The sequence below is a fragment of the Brevibacterium sp. CCUG 69071 genome (genome assembly GCF_021023135.1).
Lineage (GTDB): Bacteria > Actinomycetota > Actinomycetes > Actinomycetales > Brevibacteriaceae > Brevibacterium.
This window is the reverse complement of sequence record NZ_PGFV01000001.1, coordinates 1,051,031-1,069,768: the sequence shown is the minus strand read 5'-3', so window position 1 is coordinate 1,069,768 and position 18,738 is coordinate 1,051,031. Positions and strand designations below refer to the sequence as shown.

15 protein-coding genes are annotated in these 18,738 nt (G+C 66.4%); all 15 read left to right on the top strand.

Annotated features, from left to right (window positions below; genetic code table 11):
• The 15 genes from CV023_RS04880 to dnaE all read left to right on the top strand — a co-directional run bounded on the left by CV023_RS04880 (nucleotide 1) and on the right by dnaE (nucleotide 18,703).
• Nucleotides 1–1,467, top strand: coding sequence for a UDP-N-acetylmuramoyl-tripeptide--D-alanyl-D-alanine ligase (locus CV023_RS04880; RefSeq protein WP_230744302.1), 1,467 nt, complete (start codon nucleotides 1–3; stop codon nucleotides 1,465–1,467).
• Nucleotides 1,464–2,552, top strand: a complete 1,089-nt coding sequence (gene mraY / locus CV023_RS04875; protein WP_230744301.1) for a phospho-N-acetylmuramoyl-pentapeptide-transferase — start codon at nucleotides 1,464–1,466, stop codon at nucleotides 2,550–2,552. The genes CV023_RS04880 and mraY overlap by 4 nt, the downstream gene beginning before the upstream one ends.
• A complete protein-coding gene (gene murD, locus CV023_RS04870; protein WP_230744300.1) occupies nucleotides 2,545–4,095 on the top strand; it encodes a UDP-N-acetylmuramoyl-L-alanine--D-glutamate ligase in 1,551 nt (516 codons plus the stop codon). Before mraY ends, murD begins: the two co-directional genes overlap by 8 nt.
• Nucleotide 4,096: 1 nt before the next feature.
• Nucleotides 4,097–5,764: a putative lipid II flippase FtsW gene (ftsW, locus tag CV023_RS04865; RefSeq protein ID WP_230744299.1), complete on the top strand. Its 1,668-nt coding sequence runs from the start codon at nucleotides 4,097–4,099 to the stop codon at nucleotides 5,762–5,764.
• 1 nt (nucleotide 5,765) lies between these two features.
• On the top strand, nucleotides 5,766–6,866 hold the full coding sequence (locus CV023_RS04860) for a UDP-N-acetylglucosamine--N-acetylmuramyl-(pentapeptide) pyrophosphoryl-undecaprenol N-acetylglucosamine transferase (protein WP_230744298.1): 1,101 nt from the start codon (nucleotides 5,766–5,768) through the stop codon (nucleotides 6,864–6,866).
• Between the two features lie 2 nt (nucleotides 6,867–6,868).
• On the top strand, nucleotides 6,869–8,269 hold the full coding sequence (gene murC / locus CV023_RS04855; RefSeq protein WP_230744297.1) for a UDP-N-acetylmuramate--L-alanine ligase: 1,401 nt from the start codon (nucleotides 6,869–6,871) through the stop codon (nucleotides 8,267–8,269).
• Nucleotides 8,270–8,274: 5 nt separating this feature from the next.
• Nucleotides 8,275–9,030, top strand: a complete 756-nt coding sequence (locus tag CV023_RS04850; RefSeq protein ID WP_230744296.1) for a cell division protein FtsQ/DivIB — start codon at nucleotides 8,275–8,277, stop codon at nucleotides 9,028–9,030.
• A 172-nt stretch (nucleotides 9,031–9,202) separates the two neighbouring features.
• The gene (gene ftsZ, locus CV023_RS04845; protein WP_230744295.1) at nucleotides 9,203–10,393 is read left to right on the top strand and encodes a cell division protein FtsZ; all 1,191 of its coding nucleotides are present in this window, start codon (nucleotides 9,203–9,205) and stop codon (nucleotides 10,391–10,393) included.
• Between the two features lies 1 nt (nucleotide 10,394).
• Entirely contained in the window at nucleotides 10,395–11,153 is a 759-nt protein-coding gene (gene pgeF / locus CV023_RS04840) for a peptidoglycan editing factor PgeF (protein ID WP_230744294.1), read from the top strand.
• Nucleotides 11,154–11,230: 77 nt separating this feature from the next.
• Nucleotides 11,231–11,767 carry a cell division protein SepF gene (locus CV023_RS04835; protein ID WP_230744293.1) on the top strand — a complete coding sequence of 179 codons (537 nt, stop codon included), beginning with the start codon at nucleotides 11,231–11,233 and terminating at the stop codon, nucleotides 11,765–11,767.
• 140 nt (nucleotides 11,768–11,907) lie between these two features.
• The gene (locus CV023_RS04830) at nucleotides 11,908–12,207 is read left to right on the top strand and encodes a YggT family protein (protein ID WP_230744292.1); all 300 of its coding nucleotides are present in this window, start codon (nucleotides 11,908–11,910) and stop codon (nucleotides 12,205–12,207) included.
• Nucleotides 12,208–12,561: 354 nt separating this feature from the next.
• Entirely contained in the window at nucleotides 12,562–13,395 is an 834-nt protein-coding gene (locus CV023_RS04825; RefSeq protein WP_230744291.1) for a DivIVA domain-containing protein, read from the top strand.
• Nucleotides 13,396–13,605: 210 nt separating this feature from the next.
• Nucleotides 13,606–14,142 (top strand): signal peptidase II, encoded by a 537-nt coding sequence (locus CV023_RS04820; RefSeq protein ID WP_230744290.1) that lies wholly within the window; start codon nucleotides 13,606–13,608, stop codon nucleotides 14,140–14,142.
• On the top strand, nucleotides 14,135–15,058 hold the full coding sequence (locus CV023_RS04815) for an RluA family pseudouridine synthase (RefSeq protein ID WP_230744289.1): 924 nt from the start codon (nucleotides 14,135–14,137) through the stop codon (nucleotides 15,056–15,058). The genes CV023_RS04820 and CV023_RS04815 overlap by 8 nt, the downstream gene beginning before the upstream one ends.
• 132 nt (nucleotides 15,059–15,190) lie before the next feature.
• On the top strand, nucleotides 15,191–18,703 hold the full coding sequence (dnaE, locus tag CV023_RS04810) for a DNA polymerase III subunit alpha (RefSeq protein ID WP_230744402.1): 3,513 nt from the start codon (nucleotides 15,191–15,193) through the stop codon (nucleotides 18,701–18,703).
• Nucleotides 18,704–18,738: the final 35 nt, after the last annotated feature.

Sequence of the window (18,738 nt, the reverse complement as noted above, 5' to 3'; positions counted from 1 at the left end):
ATGAAGCGACTGACTGCAGCCGAGATCGCAACTGCCCTGAGCGGCGAGTTGTACGGCATCGACCCCGAGACCCAACTGACCGCCGGAGTAGTGACCGACTCGAGAGAGATCGGCTCCGGTGACATCTATGTTGCCCGCCGAGGCGAGAACTTCGACGGCATCGAATTCGCCGCAGCCGCCATCGAGGCGGGCGCGGCCCTGATCATCGGCGAATCCGTCCCCACCGTCGATGACTCCCCACTGCCTACCGTCGTCGTCCCCGACGCCACCGAAGCCCTGGGCGTCCTCGCCCGACACAGCATCGAAGGCCTGCGCGAAGCCGGTGAGCTCACCGTCATCGCGATCACCGGCTCCGTCGGCAAGACTACCGTGAAGGATCTGGCCGCGGACCTGCTCGCCGGCGAGGCCGAGACCGTGTGGCCGCCGAACTCGTACAACAACGAGGTCGGAGTGCCGCTGACGGCCCTGCGCGCCGATGAGTCCACGCGGTTCCTCGTCCTCGAGATGGGGGCCCGCTCGATCGGCAACCTCGCCTACCTGACGAGCCTGATCCGTCCCGACATCGCGGTCGAGCTCGCCGTGGGAACTGCCCACTCGGGCGTCTTCGGCTCGATCGAGAACACCGCACGGGCCAAGGCCGAACTCGTCGAATCCCTCGTCGCCGGCTCCACCGCGATCCTCAATGCCGATGACTCCCGGGTCGCCGGAATGCGTGAGGTCCTCGCCCCCGAGGTGTCCACCCTGTGGTTCTCCCAGCGCGAGTCCCTGCCGGAATGGGTCGCCGGGGATGATTCGGTGGTCCGCGGGACCGGAGTCACCACCGACTCCTCCGGTCACCCCTCCTTCGTCCTCCACCTGCCCGGTGAGGAACCGCGGGAGGTGCGCCTGGCACTCATCGGCGAACACCACGTCGGCAACGGCCTGGCCGCCGCCGCGATCGCCCATGCCTGCGGCGTCGCATCCAAATCGATCGTGACCACACTCTCGACCTCCTCGGCGGCGAGCCGGTGGCGGATGGAGCTCATCGACTCGCCCTCGGGCGTGACCGTGCTCAACGACGCCTACAATGCGAACCCCGAATCCATGCGCGCCTCTCTGAAGACCCTGGCCTCGATGGGCCGCGGGGATGAGGAGAGCCGACCGCGGCGGACCTTCGCCGTGCTCGGAGAGATGCTCGAACTCGGAGACGAGTCCGTGTCGGCCCATTCCGACATCGGCGAACTCGTGGTCCGGCTCAACATCACCCGCACCATCGTCGTCGGCGAGGGCGCGAAGCCGATCTTCAATGCCGCGAACCTCGAAGGGTCGTGGGGCAACGAGGCCACCTGGGTGGCCACCGCCGCCGAGGCGCGCGATCTGCTGGGCGCAGAACTCGCCCCCGGCGATATCGTCCTGTTCAAATCCTCCCGTGACGCCGGACTGCGGTATCTCGGGGATGAAATCGCCGGTGTATCGGGGGGCCAATGATCGCCGTACTGCTCGCAGCCTGCCTGGCCCTGATCTTCGCGCTGGTGGGCACGCCGCTGTTCATCCGTGTCCTCGTCAAGCGCGGGTACGGCCAGTTCGTCCGTGACGACGGTCCCACCTCGCATGCGACGAAGCGCGGCACACCGACGATGGGCGGCGTCGTCATCATCGGCGCAGCCATCCTCGCCTATCTGCTCGGACACCTATTCACCGGCTCCGTGCCCACCGCCTCGGGACTGCTGGTCCTGTGGCTGGCCGCCGGACTCGGCATCGTCGGCTTCCTCGACGACTTCATCAAGATCAAGAAGCAGCGCTCCCTCGGCCTGCGGCCGGTGCCCAAACTCATCGGTCAGGCCTTCGTCGGCATCTCCTTCGCCGTCCTCGGCCTCCAGTTCCCGAACTCCTTCGGGGAGACCCCGGCTTCGACGAAGGTGTCGTTCATCCGCGACACCAACCTCGACCTTGCCTTCGGCTCCGCGGTGCTCGGCCTCATCCTGTTCGTCATCTGGGCGAACCTCATCGTCACCGCGGTCTCGAACGCCGTCAACCTCACCGACGGACTCGACGGCCTGGCCGCCGGCGCCTCGGTGGTCGTCTTCGCCGCCTACGTGGTCATCGGCACCTGGCAGTCGACCCAGAACTGCAACCTCATGTCCGAGGCCACGAACGCCTGCTACTACATGCGCGACCCCCGCGACCTGGCAATGGTCGCCGCAGCGATGGCCGCCGCCTGCTTCGGCTTCCTATGGTTCAACACCTCGCCGGCGAAGATCTTCATGGGCGACACGGGTTCCCTGGCCATCGGCGGCGCCTTCGCAGGCCTGGCCATCATGTCCCGGACCGAGCTGCTGCTCATCATCCTCGGCGGACTCTTCGTCATCATCACCATGTCCGTGATCATCCAGGTCGCCTCCTTCAAGACCACGGGCAAGCGCGTGTTCAGGATGGCGCCCCTGCAGCACCACTTCGAACTCAAGGGCTGGGCGGAAGTCACGATCGTGGTGAGATTCTGGATCATCGCCGCCCTGTTCGTCGTCGCCGGCATCTGCCTCTTCTACGCCGAATGGGTGTCCCGCGTTGGCTGAGACCCCGAACACCGGAGAAGCGGCCGCCGAGGCGAACTCGACGGCCGCGATCCCCGCAGACCTGAACGGACCCTCGTCATCCCTGGCCGGACTGCGGATCCTCGTCACCGGACTCGGGGTGACGGGCTTCCCCGCGGCCGTCCACCTCGGCGAACGGGGTGCCGACGTCATCGTCATCGACGGTGACGATCGCTCCGACGTCAGCGAGAAGGTCCAGATCCTCGAGGTCTTCGACGTCGACATCCGCCGCGGACCCGAACACGTCGAAGAACTGCCCGAAGGTCACTTCGACCTCGTCGTCACCTCCCCGGGCTGGCGTCCCGACCAGCCCGTGCTCAAGGCCGCCGCCGAGGCGGGGGTGCCCGTGATCGGCGAAGTCGAGCTGGCCTGGCGGATCAGGGGCACCAACGACGCCAAATGGCTGGCCATCACCGGCACCAACGGCAAGACCACGACGACGACCATGCTCGAGTCGATGCTGCACGCCGCGGGACTGAAGGCCAAGGCCTGCGGCAACATCGGCGCACCGCTGCTCGAAGCCGTGCTCGAACCCGGCCTCGAGGTCCTCGCGATCGAACTCTCGAGCTTCCAGCTGCACTGGCAGGAATCGATGAGCGCCGAGGCCGCCGCCGTGCTCAACATCGCCCCCGACCACCTCGACTGGCACGGCAGCGCCGAAGCCTACGCGGCCGACAAGGCGAAGATCTACCACAACGCGAAGCTCGCCTGCGTGTACAATACTGCCGACGAGGCGACCCTGCACATGGTCGAGGACGCCGATGTCATCGCTGGGGCCAAGGCCATCGGCTTCACCACCGGAATCCCCCGCCCCGGAGAACTCGGCGTGGTCGAAGATCTGCTCGTCGACCGAGCCTTCATCCCGCAGCGCTACTCCTCGGCCGCCGAGATCGCCTCCCTGTCCGATGTCGCGGCGGCCACCGGCGCGGACGGTGGGGAACCGGCCGCCCATCAGGTCGCCAATGCCCTGGCCGCAGCCGCCCTGGCCCGCAGCATCGACGTTCCCGGCCAGGCGATCGCCGCAGGCCTGTGCGCGCATTCGACGGGCGCGCACCGGATGGTCACCCTCGGCGAACGCGACGGGATCCGCTGGGTCGACGACTCCAAGGCGACGAACACCCACGCCGCGAACGCCTCCCTGGGCAGCTTCGACTCGATCGTCTGGATCGCCGGCGGCCTGCCCAAAGGCGCCGACTTCACGTCCCTGATCGCCGACAATGCCTCCCGCCTCAAGGCCGTGGTGCTCATCGGCGAGGACGATTCGGCCTTCCGCTCGGCGATTGCCGAGACCGTGCCGGAGCTCACCGTCATCCGCATCGAACCGGCCCTGGCCGTGGATTCGGGAGTGCCGAATCGCCGCGGCGAAGCAGTCGCCTCGGCGGCGGTGAGCGCAGCGGCCGAACTCGCCTCATCGGGCGATACGGTGCTGCTGGCCCCGGCGGCGGCGAGCATGGACCAGTTCCTCAACTACAACACCCGGGGTGAGCTCTTCACCGAGGCAGTCCAGTCCCACCTGGAGCGCTGAGATGGGACGGCAGACCACCGCGAAGGCGGATGAGCGCCGACGCCGCAGGAACTCGGCCAAGTCGAAGGCGAAGGCCTCGGCGCTGAAATCCGCCGACCTCAAGTCCGGCGGTTCCAAGTCAGGCGGCTCCAAGTCCAGCGGCCACAAATCCGGCGGTCAGAAGCCGACGTCGACCACCTCGGCGAAGACGCCTGCTGCACGCCAGCCGACCGCGAGCAGATCTGCCGGGACGAGCTCCGCCGGAAAGAAACCCGCTGGCAAGAGCGGCGCCGGAAAGAGCGGCGCCGGCCGGACCGTGGGCGGCACGAAATCGACGTCGGCCACCTCGGCGAAATCCGCCCCGACGGTCACCACACCGAAGCCGAAGAAGACGAGCACCGGCTCGGCGAAGTCTCCGGGCGGCAGTGCCCGGACCCGTCGGGAGTTCCCCGGCCGGGCCGTCTTCGCCTCGCTGCGCCGTGAATTCGCCCGCGTCTCCGCCTACCCGCTGACGACCTACTACATCGTCCTCGTGGCGGTGCTCGCGCTGACGGGACTCGGCCTCGTCATGGTCCTCTCCGCGTCCTCGATCACGTCCTATGACGGGGGCGCCGGATCTTCCTTCGCCTACTTCAACAAGCAGGCGGGCTTCGCCGCCATCGGCATCGTGCTGATGATCGGAGGCAGCTTCGTCCCGCTCTCGCTGTGGTGCAGACTCGCCTGGCCGGCACTCGGCCTCGGCGTGGTCATGCAGGCCGCAGTCTTCATCCCCGGCCTCGGCAAGTCCACGAAGGGCAACGCGAACTGGATCGCGATCGGCACCTTCCAGCTCCAGCCCTCCGAATTCCTCAAGATCGCCCTGGCCGTGTGGCTCGGCTGCGTGCTGGCGAACAAATTCGGGAAGATGACGACCTTCGGCCACGCCATGATCCCCGTCGTCCCGGGAATCCTCTTCGCCGTCGGCCTCATCGCCGCCGGCAACGACCTCGGCACGGCCCTCGTGCTCATGGCCATGGCCTTCGTCTGCCTGCTCATCGGCGGCTACCCCTGGCGGTACTTCGCCCTGCTCATCGGCTCCATGGCGGCGGCCGTGACCTTCTTCGTGCTCAGCTCGGAGAACCGACTCAGACGCATCGAGGCACTGCTGACCGGCCACGCGGATCAGTCCGCGACCGACATCACCGGACAGGCCTGGCAGTCCAACCACGGACTCTTCTCCTTGGCCTCCGGCGGCTGGCTCGGCGTCGGACTCGGCGCCAGCCGTGAGAAATGGTCCTGGCTGCCCGAGGCCCACAACGACTTCATCTTCGCGATCATCGGCGAGGAGCTCGGACTGCTCGGCTCTCTGGCTGTGGTCCTCGTCTTCGCGATCCTCGCCTACGGCATGTTCCGGATCATCATGCGCTCATCCAGCCTGTTCGTCCAGATCACCACCGCCGGCCTCTTCGCCTGGCTGATCGGTCAGGCCGGCATCAACATCGGCGTCGTCACCGGGCTGCTGCCCGTGATCGGACTGCCCCTGCCCTTCGTCTCCTACGGCGGATCCTCGATCATCGCCTCCCTCTTGGCGGTGGGCGTGCTCCTGTCCTTCGCCCGCACCGAGGCAGGCGCCGACTCGGCGATCAAGGTGCACAAGGATCGGATGCGATCATCCTTCGCCGTACTTGCCCGTCGAAAAGTGAGGAAGTGAGATGACGAGTGTTCTTCTGGCCGGTGGCGGGACCACCGGGCACATTTCGCCGATGCTGGCGATCGGCCGGCAGCTGCGCAAGACCCACCCCGACTGGGACGTGTTCGCCCTCGGCACCCCCGACGGCCTCGAGACCGAGATCGTGCCGCAGGCCGGGTTCGAGCTGCTCACGATCGACAAGGTCCCGATGCCGCGCTCGATCAACCCCGCGGCACTGAAGTTCCCCGGCCGGTTCGCCTCCAACATCTCCGAGGTCAAGCGGATCATCGCCGAGCGCGAGGTCGGGGCCGTCGTCGGCGTCGGCGGGTATGTCTGTCCGCCGGCGTTCATCGCCGCGAAGCAGGCGAAGATCCCGCTGGTCGTCCACGAGGCGAATGCGAAGCCGGGCATGGCCAACCGCCTCGGCGCGATGCTGACGAAGCCCGGCATGGTCGGCATCACCTTCCCCGACACCAAGCTGCGCAACTCCGCGCTCGTCGGCATGCCCATGCCCACTGAGATCAGCAGCCTCGACCGCAGCGACGAAGCGCTGCGGCGGGCCTACCGGCAGGAGCTGGGCCTGCGTGATGACAAGCCTGTGCTCGTCGTCACCGGCGGGTCCTCCGGTGCACAGCGGATCAACGATGCCTTCCTCGCCGCGGCGCCGCTGTGCCAGGAGGCCGGCGTCCAGGTCCTCCACATCACCGGTGCAGGCAAGGACTCGGACCTGCGGGCCGTCGCCGCCGACCTGCCCGACTACCACGTCGTCGACTACGTCAACGGCATGCACCGGGCCTACGGAGTCGCCGACCTGCTCGTCGCCCGCTCCGGGGCCGCGACCGTCTCCGAAGCCACGGTAGCGGGCGTGCCCGCCCTCTACGTGCCGCTGGCGATCGGCAACGGCGAACAGCGCCTCAACGCCGCCGGCAGCGTCCGTGCGGGGGCGGCGAAGATGGTCGACAACGCGGACTTCGCCCCGTCGACCGTGACCGAGACAATCCTCCCGCTGGTCACCGACGCGCAGCGACTGGCGGCGATGAGCCGAGCCGGACTCGGACTCCACTATCCCACCAACGCCGCAACCACCATGGCCAAGATCGTCACCCGCGCCCTGAGAGGCTGAACATGAGCACGTCCCAGATCGTCCCCGCCACCGAACTCGGCGCCGTCCACTTCATCGGCATCGGCGGCTCCGGCATGTCCGGAATCGCCCGCATCATGGTCATGAACGGAGTGTCCGTGTCCGGCTCGGACGCCAAGGAATCCGCCGTCGTCGAGGTCCTGCGGACCCTCGGCGCCAAGGTCGCGATCGGGCATGCGGCGGACAACCTCGGCGCCGCCGACACCCTCGTCATCTCCTCGGCCATCCGCAAGGACAATCCGGAGCTGCTCGAAGCGCAGCGCCGGGGGCTGCGGATCCTCCACCGCTCCGGTGCGCTGGCCTCCCTCATGCTCGAACGTCGGGCCGTGGCCGTCGCCGGCACCCACGGCAAGACCACGACGACCTCGATGACCACGGTGGCGCTCCAGGCCTGCGGCCTCGACCCGTCGTTCGTCATCGGGGGAGTGCTCTCTACCACGGGCACGAATGCGCACCTGGGCACCGGGGACGTCTTCGTCGCCGAGGCGGACGAATCCGACGGGTCCTTCCTGCTCTACGAACCCGCCATCGGCATCCTCACCAACGTCGAGGCCGACCACCTCGACCACTACGGGACCGCCGAGAAGGTGCGGGAGGCCTTCATCGAATTCTGCAACGGCATCCAGGCCCGCGGAGGCACGATCATCGCCTGCGCCGACGACGCCGGGTCCCTCGATGTCGCCACCCAGGCCCGCGCCTCCGGGGCCGAAGTCCTGCTCTACGGAACCGCGGAGACCGCCGACATCGTTCTCCGCGATCTCGAATCGGGACTCGGCTCCGAATTCGTCCTCGACGTGCCCGGCCACGCCGAACCGCTGGCGGTGGCCCTGCGCCAGCCCGGCAAGCACAACGCACTCAACGCCACGGCCGCGATCGCCGTGGCCCACAGCCTCGGCGCGGACATCGTCAAGGCCGCGGCCGGACTCGGCGGCTACGGCGGCACGCGTCGACGCTTCGAGGAACGCGGCATCGCCGCAGGCGTGCGGGTCATCGACGACTACGCCCACCACCCCACCGAGCTGCGAGCGGTGCTCAGCGCCGCCCGTGGGGTCGTCACCGACGAGGGACGGGTGTGGGCGATCTTCCAACCGCACCTGTACTCGCGGACCATGGAGTTCCGGGAGGAGTTCGGCCAGGCCCTCGGACTCGCCGACGAGGTCGTCGTGCTCGATGTGTTCCCGGCCCGTGAGGACCCTGTTCCCGGAGTCACCGGAGCGCTCATCGCCGACCGGGTCCCGCACGAGCACGTGACCTTCATCGAGTCGTTCGCCGCCGCGGTGCCCTACGTCGCCGAACGCGTGCGCCCCGGGGACCTCGTGCTCACCGTCGGCGCCGGTGACGTGACGATCCTCGGACCCGAGCTGCTCACCGCTCTGGAGAGCTGAGGCCCATGGTGCCCCTTCCCGAAGCACGCACCGATGACAATTCCACAGCGGATCTCACCGGCGTCATCCGGGCCCGGAAGCAGCAGCTCTGGCGCAGACGCTTGCTGTCCATCGGCATCATCCTCGCGGTGCTCGCGGTCGCGGCCGTGGCCTGGTTCTCACCCCTGCTCGGTCTCGAGAAGGTCGAGGTCTCCGGCAGCAAGCTCGTCGATCACGACGAGGTGGCCGCCTCCGTCATCGACACCAGCGGCGGCACACCGCTGCCGCAGATCCGCCCCGGAAAGATCGAGAAGGCGGTGCTCAAGGAGTTCCCCCGAGCCCAGGAGGCCTCCGTCCACTACGGGGGACCGCGGACGCTGAACATCGAGATCACCGACCGGACCCCGGTCCTCGCCATCACCGAGGACGCCGGCTTCACCCTCTACGACGCCGAGGCGGTGGACCTGGGCACCGTCGACACCGCCCCGAAGGGCGTGACGGTCCTCGGCGACTCGGGTGGGGCACCCGACCAGGAGACCGCGGCCGCCGTGATCCGATTCATGGCCGAGCTGCGTCCCGAACTCCGCCGGGAGGTGACCACCATCGAAGCGAAGGACGAGAACACCATCACCGGGGAAATCGGCACCGGTGAGACGAAGGCGAAGGTGGTCTTCGGGGACTCGACGAGTGCGAGCCTGAAGATGCGCACGGCGGTGCAGCTGGCCGAGGACGGACGCACTGATATCGACGTCTCCGTGCCCTCTGTGCCCGTGACCAACTGAAAACAATCGCATTGGCCCCGACACACCGGAGCTGAAGTTTGGCCGAAGTCCGACACTCCGGCGAGAATGGTTGCAGCACTCCTGCCCCGGCCAATAGCCTCGGGGCAGAGAACACCGACCGAATGTGCACGCAGAAGATGCGTGGATGATGCGCGTGAGACGAGGAACCGACTTGGCTGAATTCCCACAATCCGGAGCGGATATCAAGGTTGCCGGTACCGGCGGCGGTGGTGTCAACGCTGTGCAGAGGATGATCGACGTCGGCCTGCGGGGCGTGGAGTTCATCGCAATCAACACCGACGCCCAGGCACTCGTGCTCTCGGACGCCGACGTCAAGCTCGAGATCGGGCGCGACCAGACCCGCGGCCTCGGCGCCGGAGCCGATCCGGAGATCGGCCGGAAGGCCGCGGACTCCTCCGAAGAGGCCATCCGCGACGCCCTCGAAGGCGCCGACATGGTCTTCGTCACCGCCGGTGAGGGCGGTGGCACCGGAACCGGTGCCGCACCCGTCGTCGCCCGTGTGGCCCGCTCGCTGGGCGCACTGACCATCGGCGTCGTCACCCGCCCGTTCACCTTCGAGGGACGTCGCCGTTCCGCGCAGGCCGAAGCCGGCATCGCCGCACTGCGCGAAGAGGTCGACACCCTCATCGTCATCCCGAACGACCGTCTGCTCTCGATCTCCGATCGCAGCGTCTCCGTCGTCGAGGCCTTCCGTTCCGCCGATGAGGTGCTGCGCTCCGGTGTCCAGGGCATCACCGACCTCATCTCGGTTCCCGGACTGATCAACCTCGACTTCGCCGACGTCAAGTCGGTCATGCAGGATGCCGGCACCGCCCTCATGGGCATCGGTGCCGCCACCGGCGACGACCGCGCGGTCCAGGCGGCCGAATCGGCCATCGCCTCCCCGCTGCTCGAAGCCAGCATCGACGGCGCCCACGGTGTGCTCTTCTGCATCCAGGGTGGAGCCGACCTCGGCCTGTTCGAGGTCAACGAGGCCGCACGTCTGGTCCAGGAAGCCGCCCACCCCGAGGCGAACATCATCTTCGGTGCCGTCATCGACGACAACATCGGCGACGAATGCCGGGTCACCGTCATCGCCGCCGGCTTCGACAACACCGGCCCGGGCCAGGAGGTGACCGTGGGGGAGACCATCCCCGCCGCGGTTCCCGCAGCCGCCCCCGCCGAGGCTGAAGCCGAGTCGCCGCTGATCGGCGAGTCCGGAGCATCGAAGGTCGAGACCGGAGAGATCGAGACCGAGCAGTCGCGCAGCGGAGACGAGCACCAGATCCCGACCTCGCTGCCGAGCGAACGCAGCACCTCGAGTCTCGACAACGACCTCGACATTCCCGACTTCCTCAAGTGACATGCTGCACTCGCGGTTCGTCATCCCGGGCAGGCTGAACGCACACGTCGCCTTCACGGACCGACACGGCGGGTACTCGAGCGGGGACTTCTCCTCGTTCAACCTGGCCCGCCATGTCGGTGACGATGACGAACTCGTCGCCGCCAATCGTGCCGCGCTGGCCCAGGTCCTGGGGCTGAGCGGGGAACGGTTGGCGTTCGTGTCCCAGATCCACGGGACCCGGGTGCACACGATCGAGAGACCGGAGCGCCTGCGGGAGGCACCGGTCGAAGCCGACGCCCAGGTCACCTCGGTGCCGGGAATCGGTTTGGCGATCATGGTCGCCGACTGCACCCCGATCATGCTCGCCGACACCACGACGGGCATCATCGCCGCCATCCACGCGGGACGTCCCGGGATGTCCGCGGGAGTGGTCGGTGAGACCGTGGCGAACATGCGCGAGCTCGGGGCGGGCGACATCCACGCCGTGATCGGACCCTCCGTCTGCCCGCGCTGCTACGAAGTGCCGGGCGAACTCCGAGACGAAGTCGCCGCGGTCGAACCCGTGGCCGCCTCGGTGTCGGTGACCGGAACCCCGGCGATCGACGTGGCCGGAGCCGTGGCCGAGCAGCTGCGCCGGGAGGGAGTGGCCATCGACCATTTCTCCCGGACCTGCACGAAGGAATCGGACGACCTGTTCTCCTATCGGAGGCAGCAGCGAACCGGACGGTTCGCCGGAGTCGTCTGGTTGGAAGAAGAAAACTCCACGACACACCCATGAGACTCACCTGTCGCAGCTGCCGACTGCGATAGTTTGGGCGACAGGCGAGCAAGTGCCGAAGGCCGAGGAGCGAAGACATGTCAGCAATCAAGAAGACGCTGGAATACCTGGGTTTCGTCGAAGAAGAGGACGAGACCCTCGACCGTCGTGAGTCCGACCGTCGTGAGTCCGATCGCCGTGACTCGGACCGACGTGACCGTGAGGTCGTCGAGACCTATGACGAACCCGGTGACGACTACGCACCCGTGGAAGAGCACCGGGCACCCGCGCAGGTGACGCCGATCCACCCCACACCGATTCGTCCCGTAGACACCCCGGCGCCAGGAATCTCAATGAATCGCATCAAGACCATCCACCCCCGCAGCTACAACGACGCCATGGTCATCGGTGCTGCCTTCCGCGAGGGCACCCCGGTGATCATGAACCTCTCGGAGATGGACGAGAACAACTCGAAGCGCCTCGTCGACTTCTCCGCCGGCCTGATCTTCGGCCTGCACGGGTCGATCGAACGCGTGACGAACAAGGTCTTCCTGCTGACCCCGGAGAGCATCGAAGTCAGCGGCGAGAGCGAAGCCGATCCCGACACGCAGGCGAGCTTCTTCAACCAGAGCTGAGCGAGTCCACAGTCGAGGACACCGGCGCGGCCACCTGAGCCGGGTCGGGGTCCTCTCACCTCTTCTTCAGGTCGAGCCGTTAGGCTTGAGACTCGAGATTCAGTCAGCGACAGCAGCAACGAAAGGCGCGAGGGAACCACGTGGCCATCATCTTCTACATCCTCGGCACGGCACTCAGCCTTTATGTCTATGTTCTCCTCGCGCGGGTCGTCCTCGACCTCGTGCAGGTCTTCTCCCGCGACTGGAAGCCGGCAGGCTTCTTCCTCGTCCTGGCCGAGATCGTCTACACGCTGACGGACCCGCCGCTGCGCCTGCTGCGCAAGGTGATCCCGCCGCTGCGACTGGGCCAGGTGTCTCTCGATCTCGGGTTCATCGTCCTGCTCATCGGCATCCAGATCCTCGCCTCCGTGCTGTTCAACCTCTCCCGCACGGGAGTATGAGCCCGGCTTCCAGCGGAGCGTGAGTCCGGCTCGCTCCCTTGGGTGAGTTCGTTTCACACCGGAGTGGGAGTCCGTATCACACCGGCGGTCTGGTCTCCGGGTGAACGAGCGAATTGGTCCCCGGGTGAACGAACTCGAGCAGATGCCGCTCGAACCGGTTCGAGCATGAAGCTTGGTGGACTCGGTTGGCCGAAGCGTTCGGAATGTTGTTAGTCTCGAGTCGGAAAACTTCGTCATTGACGGTGTGACACGGCATTTCTGCACGACAGGACCGCAGGTGTTACGCTAATGTGACGTTGAAGTCGTCCTTCGGGGCGGCAGCGTAATGATTGCAGATCGACCAAAGGTGACCTCATGGCGCTCACGCCTGAAGACGTAGTAAACAAGCGGTTCCAGCATGTGAAGTTCCGCGACGGGTACGACCAGGATGAAGTCGACGATTTCCTCGACGAGGTTGTCGTAGAGATTCGTCGTCTCTACCAGGAGAACGACGAACTGCGTCAGAAGCTCTCCACCGCTGAACAGCGTGTGAAGGAACTCGAAGCAGGCGGCGCTTCCGCTCCTGCCGCTCCGGTTCAGGATGCCGACGCGACGCAGGCCATGCCTGCCGCCGTCCCCGCTCCGTCCGAGGCCACCGAAGCCCCGGCACCGAAGGCAGAGAAGGCACCCGAGGCTCCCGCAGCACCGGTCGCCGAAGAACAGACTCAGGCTCCCGTCGTCAAGGAAGCCGCACCCGCTCCGCAGCAGAGCGAGCCGGCTCCTTCTGCCAACGCCGCCCCTGCGGCGACCGCCGGCGCAGCCGGCACCGCCGCTGGACTCGGGCTCGGCGCGGCCGCCTCGGACGGCGACGCCCACGGCCTCATCGCACTGGCACAGCGCGTCCACGACGAGCACGTCGCCGAAGGTGAGCGCAAGCGCGACGAACTCATCAAGGGTGCGGAGAAGGAAGCCGCCGACATCGTCGGCAAGGCCGAATCGAAGCGCGACGAGACGCTGTCGACCCTCGAGTCGCAGAAGTCGACGCTGGAACGCTCCATCGATCAGCTCTCGAACTTCGAACGCCAGTACCGCACTCGCCTCAAGAGCTACCTCAATGATCAGCTGCGCGATCTCGAGAACTCCACGAGCCTGGCTCCGGAAACCCTCGACGGGAACAACCCGCTGGGCACCTCGAACCACAAGCTCTGATCTCGCATAGCGACATCCGAGGCCCGGGTACTCATATGAGTTCCCGGGCCTCGCTCGTATCCGGGACACGCAGGTGTGGAGGCGGTGGCTCGGTGCTTCCGGTCCTCCGGGGTCGCAGGGTCGTGCCAACGAGTCATCCATGCGTCGGGTACGTGCCGCCCGGTACCGCGGGGTCCTCGTCTGGATGCCCGGTGAGCTAGAATGATCCGAATGAATGATGTTGCCTCCCGGGCGAAACGATCGCGCTCCACGATGCTCGCCGTACTGTTCGGGATCGCAGCACTCGTGCTGGTCGTCGATCAGCTCACGAAGTTCCTCGCAGTCACCCTCCTCGAAGGGCATCCGCCGGTTCCAGTGCTCGGCTCTCTGGCCGGCTTCACCTTCTACCGCAACCCCGGGGCCGCTCTCGGCCTGGGATCGGGAGTGACGTGGGTGTTCCCGCTCATCGCCATCGGCGTCTTCATCGCGATCATCGTGCTCTCCCGCAAGCTGGCGTCCCGGACCTGGGCGATCGGCCTCGGCCTCCTGCTCGGCGGACTCTTCGGCAACCTCGTCGACCGACTCTTCCGCCAACCCGGATTCCTGCACGGAGCAGTCGTCGACTTCATCGACCTGTCTCTGTTCATCTGCAATGTCGCCGACATCGCGATCACTGCCGCAGCGGTCACGCTGGTGATCGCCAGCCTCAAAGGCATCGAACTCGACGGCTCCGACTCCAAGCGCGTGAAAGAGGACACACATGAGTGAACGTTCCATCCTCGTCCCCGAAGGCCTCGAAGGCCAGCGTGTCGATTCCGCGCTGTCGAAGCTGCTCGGACTCTCCCGCACCGCCGTCGCCGACATCTGCGCCGACGGTGGAGTGCAGATGTCAGGACGCGCCGTGGGCAAATCCGATCGGGTCATCGCCGGCGAACGACTCGACATCATGATGCCCGAACCCAGGCGGCCCCTCGAAGTGGTGGCCGATCCCGTCCCCGGGATGCGGATCGTCCACGACGAAGACGCCTTCATCGTCGTCGACAAACCCGTCGGCGTGGCCGCCCATCCGGCACTCGGTTGGACCGGTCGCACCGTCGTCGGCGGGCTCGCCGCCGCCGGCTACCGGATCGCCACCTCCGGGGCACCCGAACGACAGGGAATCGTCCAGCGCCTCGACGTCGGAACCTCCGGGCTGATGGTGATCGCGAAGAGCGAATACGCCTACAGCGTGCTCAAGCGCGCCTTCAAAGACCGCACCGTCGAGAAGACCTACCATGCCGTCGTGCAGGGCCTTCCCGACCCGGTGCTCGGCACGATCGACGCCCCCATCGCCCGCCACCCCAGGCACGACGGCCTCTACGCCGTGCACAGCGGCGGCAAGAACGCGATCACCCACTACGAGGTGCTCGAAGCGCATCGTCGCGCCTCCCTGGTCGAGGTCCATCTCGAGACCGGACGGACACACCAGATCCGCGTTCACTTCTCCGCCACGAAGCACCCCTGCGCAGGTGATCTTCCCTACGGTGCCGACCCGGTCCTGGCCAAGGATCTCGGACTCGAACGGCAATGGCTGCACGCCGTCAAACTCGGCTTCCACCACCCCGACACGCAGCAGTGGGTGGAATTCGAGAGCGGATATCCCGAGGATCTGCAGACCGCGATCGACCGCATCCGCACCCCCTGAGCACCTCGGCGAGCTGCTCCGCACGGCCGCAGAATGGACTAAGCTGAGGGACCAGCAACGGTCATATCAGAGGGAAGGCAGTCTGTGCCCAACGAGGACTTCGTCCATCTTCACGTCCACACCGAATACTCCATGCTCGACGGTGCGGCCCGCCTCGGCGATCTCATGGCGGCGACGAAGGCCTCAGGGATGTCGGCCATCGCCACGACCGACCACGGCTACCTGTTCGGAGCCTTCGACTTCTGGTCCCAGGCCACAGCCGCCGACATCAAACCGATCATCGGCGTCGAAGCCTATGTGACTCCCGGAACCGATCGCCGGGACAAGACCAGGGTGAAGTGGCGGACCGAGGAATCGCAGAAGCGCGATGACCTCTCCGGCGGCGGTCTCTACACCCACATGACCCTGCTGTCGAAGAACAACACGGGCATGCGCAACCTGTTCAAGGCCTCCTCCTATGCCTCCCTGGACTCGGTGACCGCGAAGTGGCCGCGCCTCGACCAGGATCTTCTCGAAACCTATTCCGAGGGACTCATCGCGACCACGGGCTGCCCGTCGGGGGAGATCCAGACCCGCCTGCGCCTGGGCCAGTACGACGAGGCAAAGGCCGCGGCCGGGAAGTACCGCGAGCTCTTCGGAGCCGAGAACTACTACTGCGAACTCATGGACCACGGACTGTCCATCGAGAAGCGCGTGACCAAGGACCTGCTGCGCCTGTCCAAGGAGATGGACATTCCGCTGGTCGCGACCAACGACCTGCACTACACCCACGAATCCGATGCGAAGGCCCACGAGGCCCTGCTGGCCATCCAGTCCGGATCCAAGCTCATCGAGCCCACCTACGATCAGGGCGGATCCCGGTTCGCGTTCTCCGGCTCCGGCTACTACCTCAAGACGCCGGCGGAGATGCGCAGGCTGTTCGCCGAATTCCCCGAGGCCTGCGACAACACTCTGGAGATCGCGGAGAAGTGCGAAGTCTCCTTCGACACCTCGGCGAACTACATGCCGAAGTTCCCCTGCCCGCCCGGTGAGGACGAGACCTCGTGGCTGATCAAAGAGGTCGCGAAGGGTCTCGACTACCGCTACCCGGACGGCGTTCCCGACGATGTCCGCAAGCAGGCCGACTACGAACTCGACATCATCATCTCGATGGGCTTCCCCGGCTACTTCCTCGTCGTCGCCGACTTCATCAACTGGTCCAAGGACAACGGCATCCGCGTCGGACCCGGACGTGGTTCCGGTGCCGGTTCGATGGTCGCCTACGCGATGCGCATCACTGACCTCGACCCGCTCCAGCACGGACTGTTCTTCGAGCGCTTCCTCAACCCGGACCGTGTGTCCATGCCCGACTTCGACGTCGACTTCGATGATCGCCGCCGCGGCGAGGTCATCGACTATGTGACGGAGAAGTACGGTGACGAACGTGTGTCGATGATCGTCACCTACGGCACGATCAAGACCAAGCAGGCGCTCAAGGACTCCGCCCGAGTCCTCGGCAAACCCTTCTCCCTCGGCGAGCAGCTGACGAAGGCTCTGCCCCCGGCGGAGATGGCCAAGGACATTCCGCTCAAGGACATCGAGGACTCGGGTTCCAAGCGCTACAAGGAAGCCGGGGAGTTCCGCGACTTCGTCGATTCGAACCCGGAGGCGCGAGAGACCTTCGAGACTGCGAAGGGTCTCGAGGGACTGAAGCGGCAGTGGGGCGTCCACGCCGCCGGTGTGATCATGTCCTCGGACCCGATCATCGACGTCATCCCGATCATGCGCCGCTTCCAGGACGGCCAGGTCATCACCCAGTTCGACTACCCGACCTCCGAAGGTCTCGGACTGATCAAGATGGACTTCCTGGGTCTGCGTAACCTCACGATCGTGTCCGACGCGGTGGAGAACATCAAGTCCAACCGCGACGTCGATCTCGACCTCGAGCACCTCGAACTCGACGATCGGGCAGCATACGAACTGCTCACCCGCGGTGACACGCTCGGGGTGTTCCAGCTCGACGGCGGCGGACTGCGCGCCCTGCTGCGAATGATGAAGCCCGACAACTTCGAGGACATCTCGGCGACCCTCGCCCTCTACCGTCCCGGTCCGATGGGCGCGGACTCCCACACGAACTACGCCCTGCGCAAGAACAATCTGCAGGAAGTCACCCCGATCCACCCGGAGCTTGAGGAACCGCTCAAGGACATCCTCGACACCACCTACGGCCTCATCATCTACCAGGAGCAGGTGATGGCCATCGCGCAGAAGGTCGCCGGCTATTCTCTGGGCCAAGCCGACATCCTCCGCCGCGCGATGGGCAAGAAGAAGAAGTCCGAGCTCGACAAGCAGCAGGTCGGCTTCTTCGGGGGAATGAAGGAACGCGGCTACTCCGAGGCCGCAGCGCAGGCGCTGTGGGACATCCTTCTGCCGTTCTCGGACTACGCGTTCAACAAGGCTCACTCCGCGGCCTACGGCGTCGTCTCCTACTGGACGGCCTATCTCAAGGCCCATTACACGGCGGAGTACATGGCGGCCCTGCTCACCTCGGTCGGCGACAACAAGGACAAGCTCGCCATCTACCTCAACGAGTGCCGCCGGCTCGGGATCACCGTGCTGCCCCCGGACGTCAACGACTCCGCCCTGCACTTCACCCCTGTCGGGGAGGACATCCGCTTCGGCATGGGTGCGGTCCGCAACGTCGGAGCGAACGTCGTCGACGGCATCGTCGAAGCCCGCGCCGAGAAGGGCGCCTACACCTCGTTCACGGACTTCCTCGACAAGGTCCCCAGCCACGTCTGCAACAAGCGCACGATCGAATCGCTCATCAAAGCGGGCGGCTTCGACTCGCTCGGACAGTCCCGCAGGTCTCTGGTGGAGGTGCACGAGGAGGCCGTGGACTCGGTCATCGGCGTCAAGCGTCAGGAGGCGAACGGACAGTTCGACCTCTTCGCCGGCCTCGGCGGCGGTGACGACGATGCGCCGAGCTTCTCGGTCGCCATCCCGGACCGCCCGGAATGGGAGAAGAAGGAGAAGCTCGCCTTCGAACGCGACATGATCGGGCTCTACGTCTCCGACCATCCGCTCAACGGGCTCGAGGGCGTGCTGGCCGCCGAGTCCGATGCCTCCATCGCCGAGGTGGTCGATCCTGAATCGCACCGTCATGACGGTTCCCAGATCAAGGTCTGCGGAATGATCACCCAGGTCGCCCGCAAGGTGTCGAAGAACTCCGGCAAGCCCTATGCGATCGTCACCTTGGAGGACCTTGAGGCCGAGGTCGAAGTGATGTTCTTCGGTGACACCTACGAACCGGTGGCGAGCCTGCTGGCCACCGACCTCGTGATCTCGCTGACCGGCCGGATCCGGACCTCGGACGACCGGCCCACCTCGCTGATGGCGATGTCGATGACGATCCCGGACGTCACGGACCCCAACGACCGCCCGCTCAACCTCATGATGCCGATGGAGAAGGCCACCGAGGAGATGGCGGGCAAACTCAAGCGGATCCTCGAGTCGAACAAGGGGCAGACGGATGTCCACCTCATCCTGTCCCAACCGGGCAGGCAGACGGTGATGCGCCTCGACAGGTCGATCCGAGTCAACCCGAATCCGAGCCTCTACGGCGATCTCAAGGCGCTGCTCGGCTCACGCTGTTTCAGCTCCTGAACCGGCCTGCGGCCGATAGTCGGGCGGGGACTAGA

Excerpts from the sequence above, each read along its gene's own strand:
- CV023_RS04815 (WP_230744289.1), top strand. The coding sequence starts at position 14,135 with ATGAGTGAACGTTCCATCCTCGTCCCCGAAGGCCTCGAAGGCCAGCGT.
- CV023_RS04850 (WP_230744296.1), top strand. The coding sequence starts at position 8,275 with ATGGTGCCCCTTCCCGAAGCACGCACCGATGACAATTCCACAGCGGAT.
- CV023_RS04860 (WP_230744298.1), top strand. The coding sequence starts at position 5,766 with ATGACGAGTGTTCTTCTGGCCGGTGGCGGGACCACCGGGCACATTTCG.
- CV023_RS04835 (WP_230744293.1), top strand. The coding sequence starts at position 11,231 with ATGTCAGCAATCAAGAAGACGCTGGAATACCTGGGTTTCGTCGAAGAA.
- CV023_RS04820 (WP_230744290.1), top strand. The coding sequence starts at position 13,606 with ATGAATGATGTTGCCTCCCGGGCGAAACGATCGCGCTCCACGATGCTC.
- ftsW (WP_230744299.1), top strand. The coding sequence starts at position 4,097 with ATGGGACGGCAGACCACCGCGAAGGCGGATGAGCGCCGACGCCGCAGG.
- murC (WP_230744297.1), top strand. The coding sequence starts at position 6,869 with ATGAGCACGTCCCAGATCGTCCCCGCCACCGAACTCGGCGCCGTCCAC.
- pgeF (WP_230744294.1), top strand. The coding sequence starts at position 10,395 with ATGCTGCACTCGCGGTTCGTCATCCCGGGCAGGCTGAACGCACACGTC.
- dnaE (WP_230744402.1), top strand. The coding sequence starts at position 15,191 with ATGCTCGACGGTGCGGCCCGCCTCGGCGATCTCATGGCGGCGACGAAG.
- mraY (WP_230744301.1), top strand. The coding sequence starts at position 1,464 with ATGATCGCCGTACTGCTCGCAGCCTGCCTGGCCCTGATCTTCGCGCTG.
- CV023_RS04825 (WP_230744291.1), top strand. The coding sequence starts at position 12,562 with ATGGCGCTCACGCCTGAAGACGTAGTAAACAAGCGGTTCCAGCATGTG.
- CV023_RS04880 (WP_230744302.1), top strand. The coding sequence starts at position 1 with ATGAAGCGACTGACTGCAGCCGAGATCGCAACTGCCCTGAGCGGCGAG.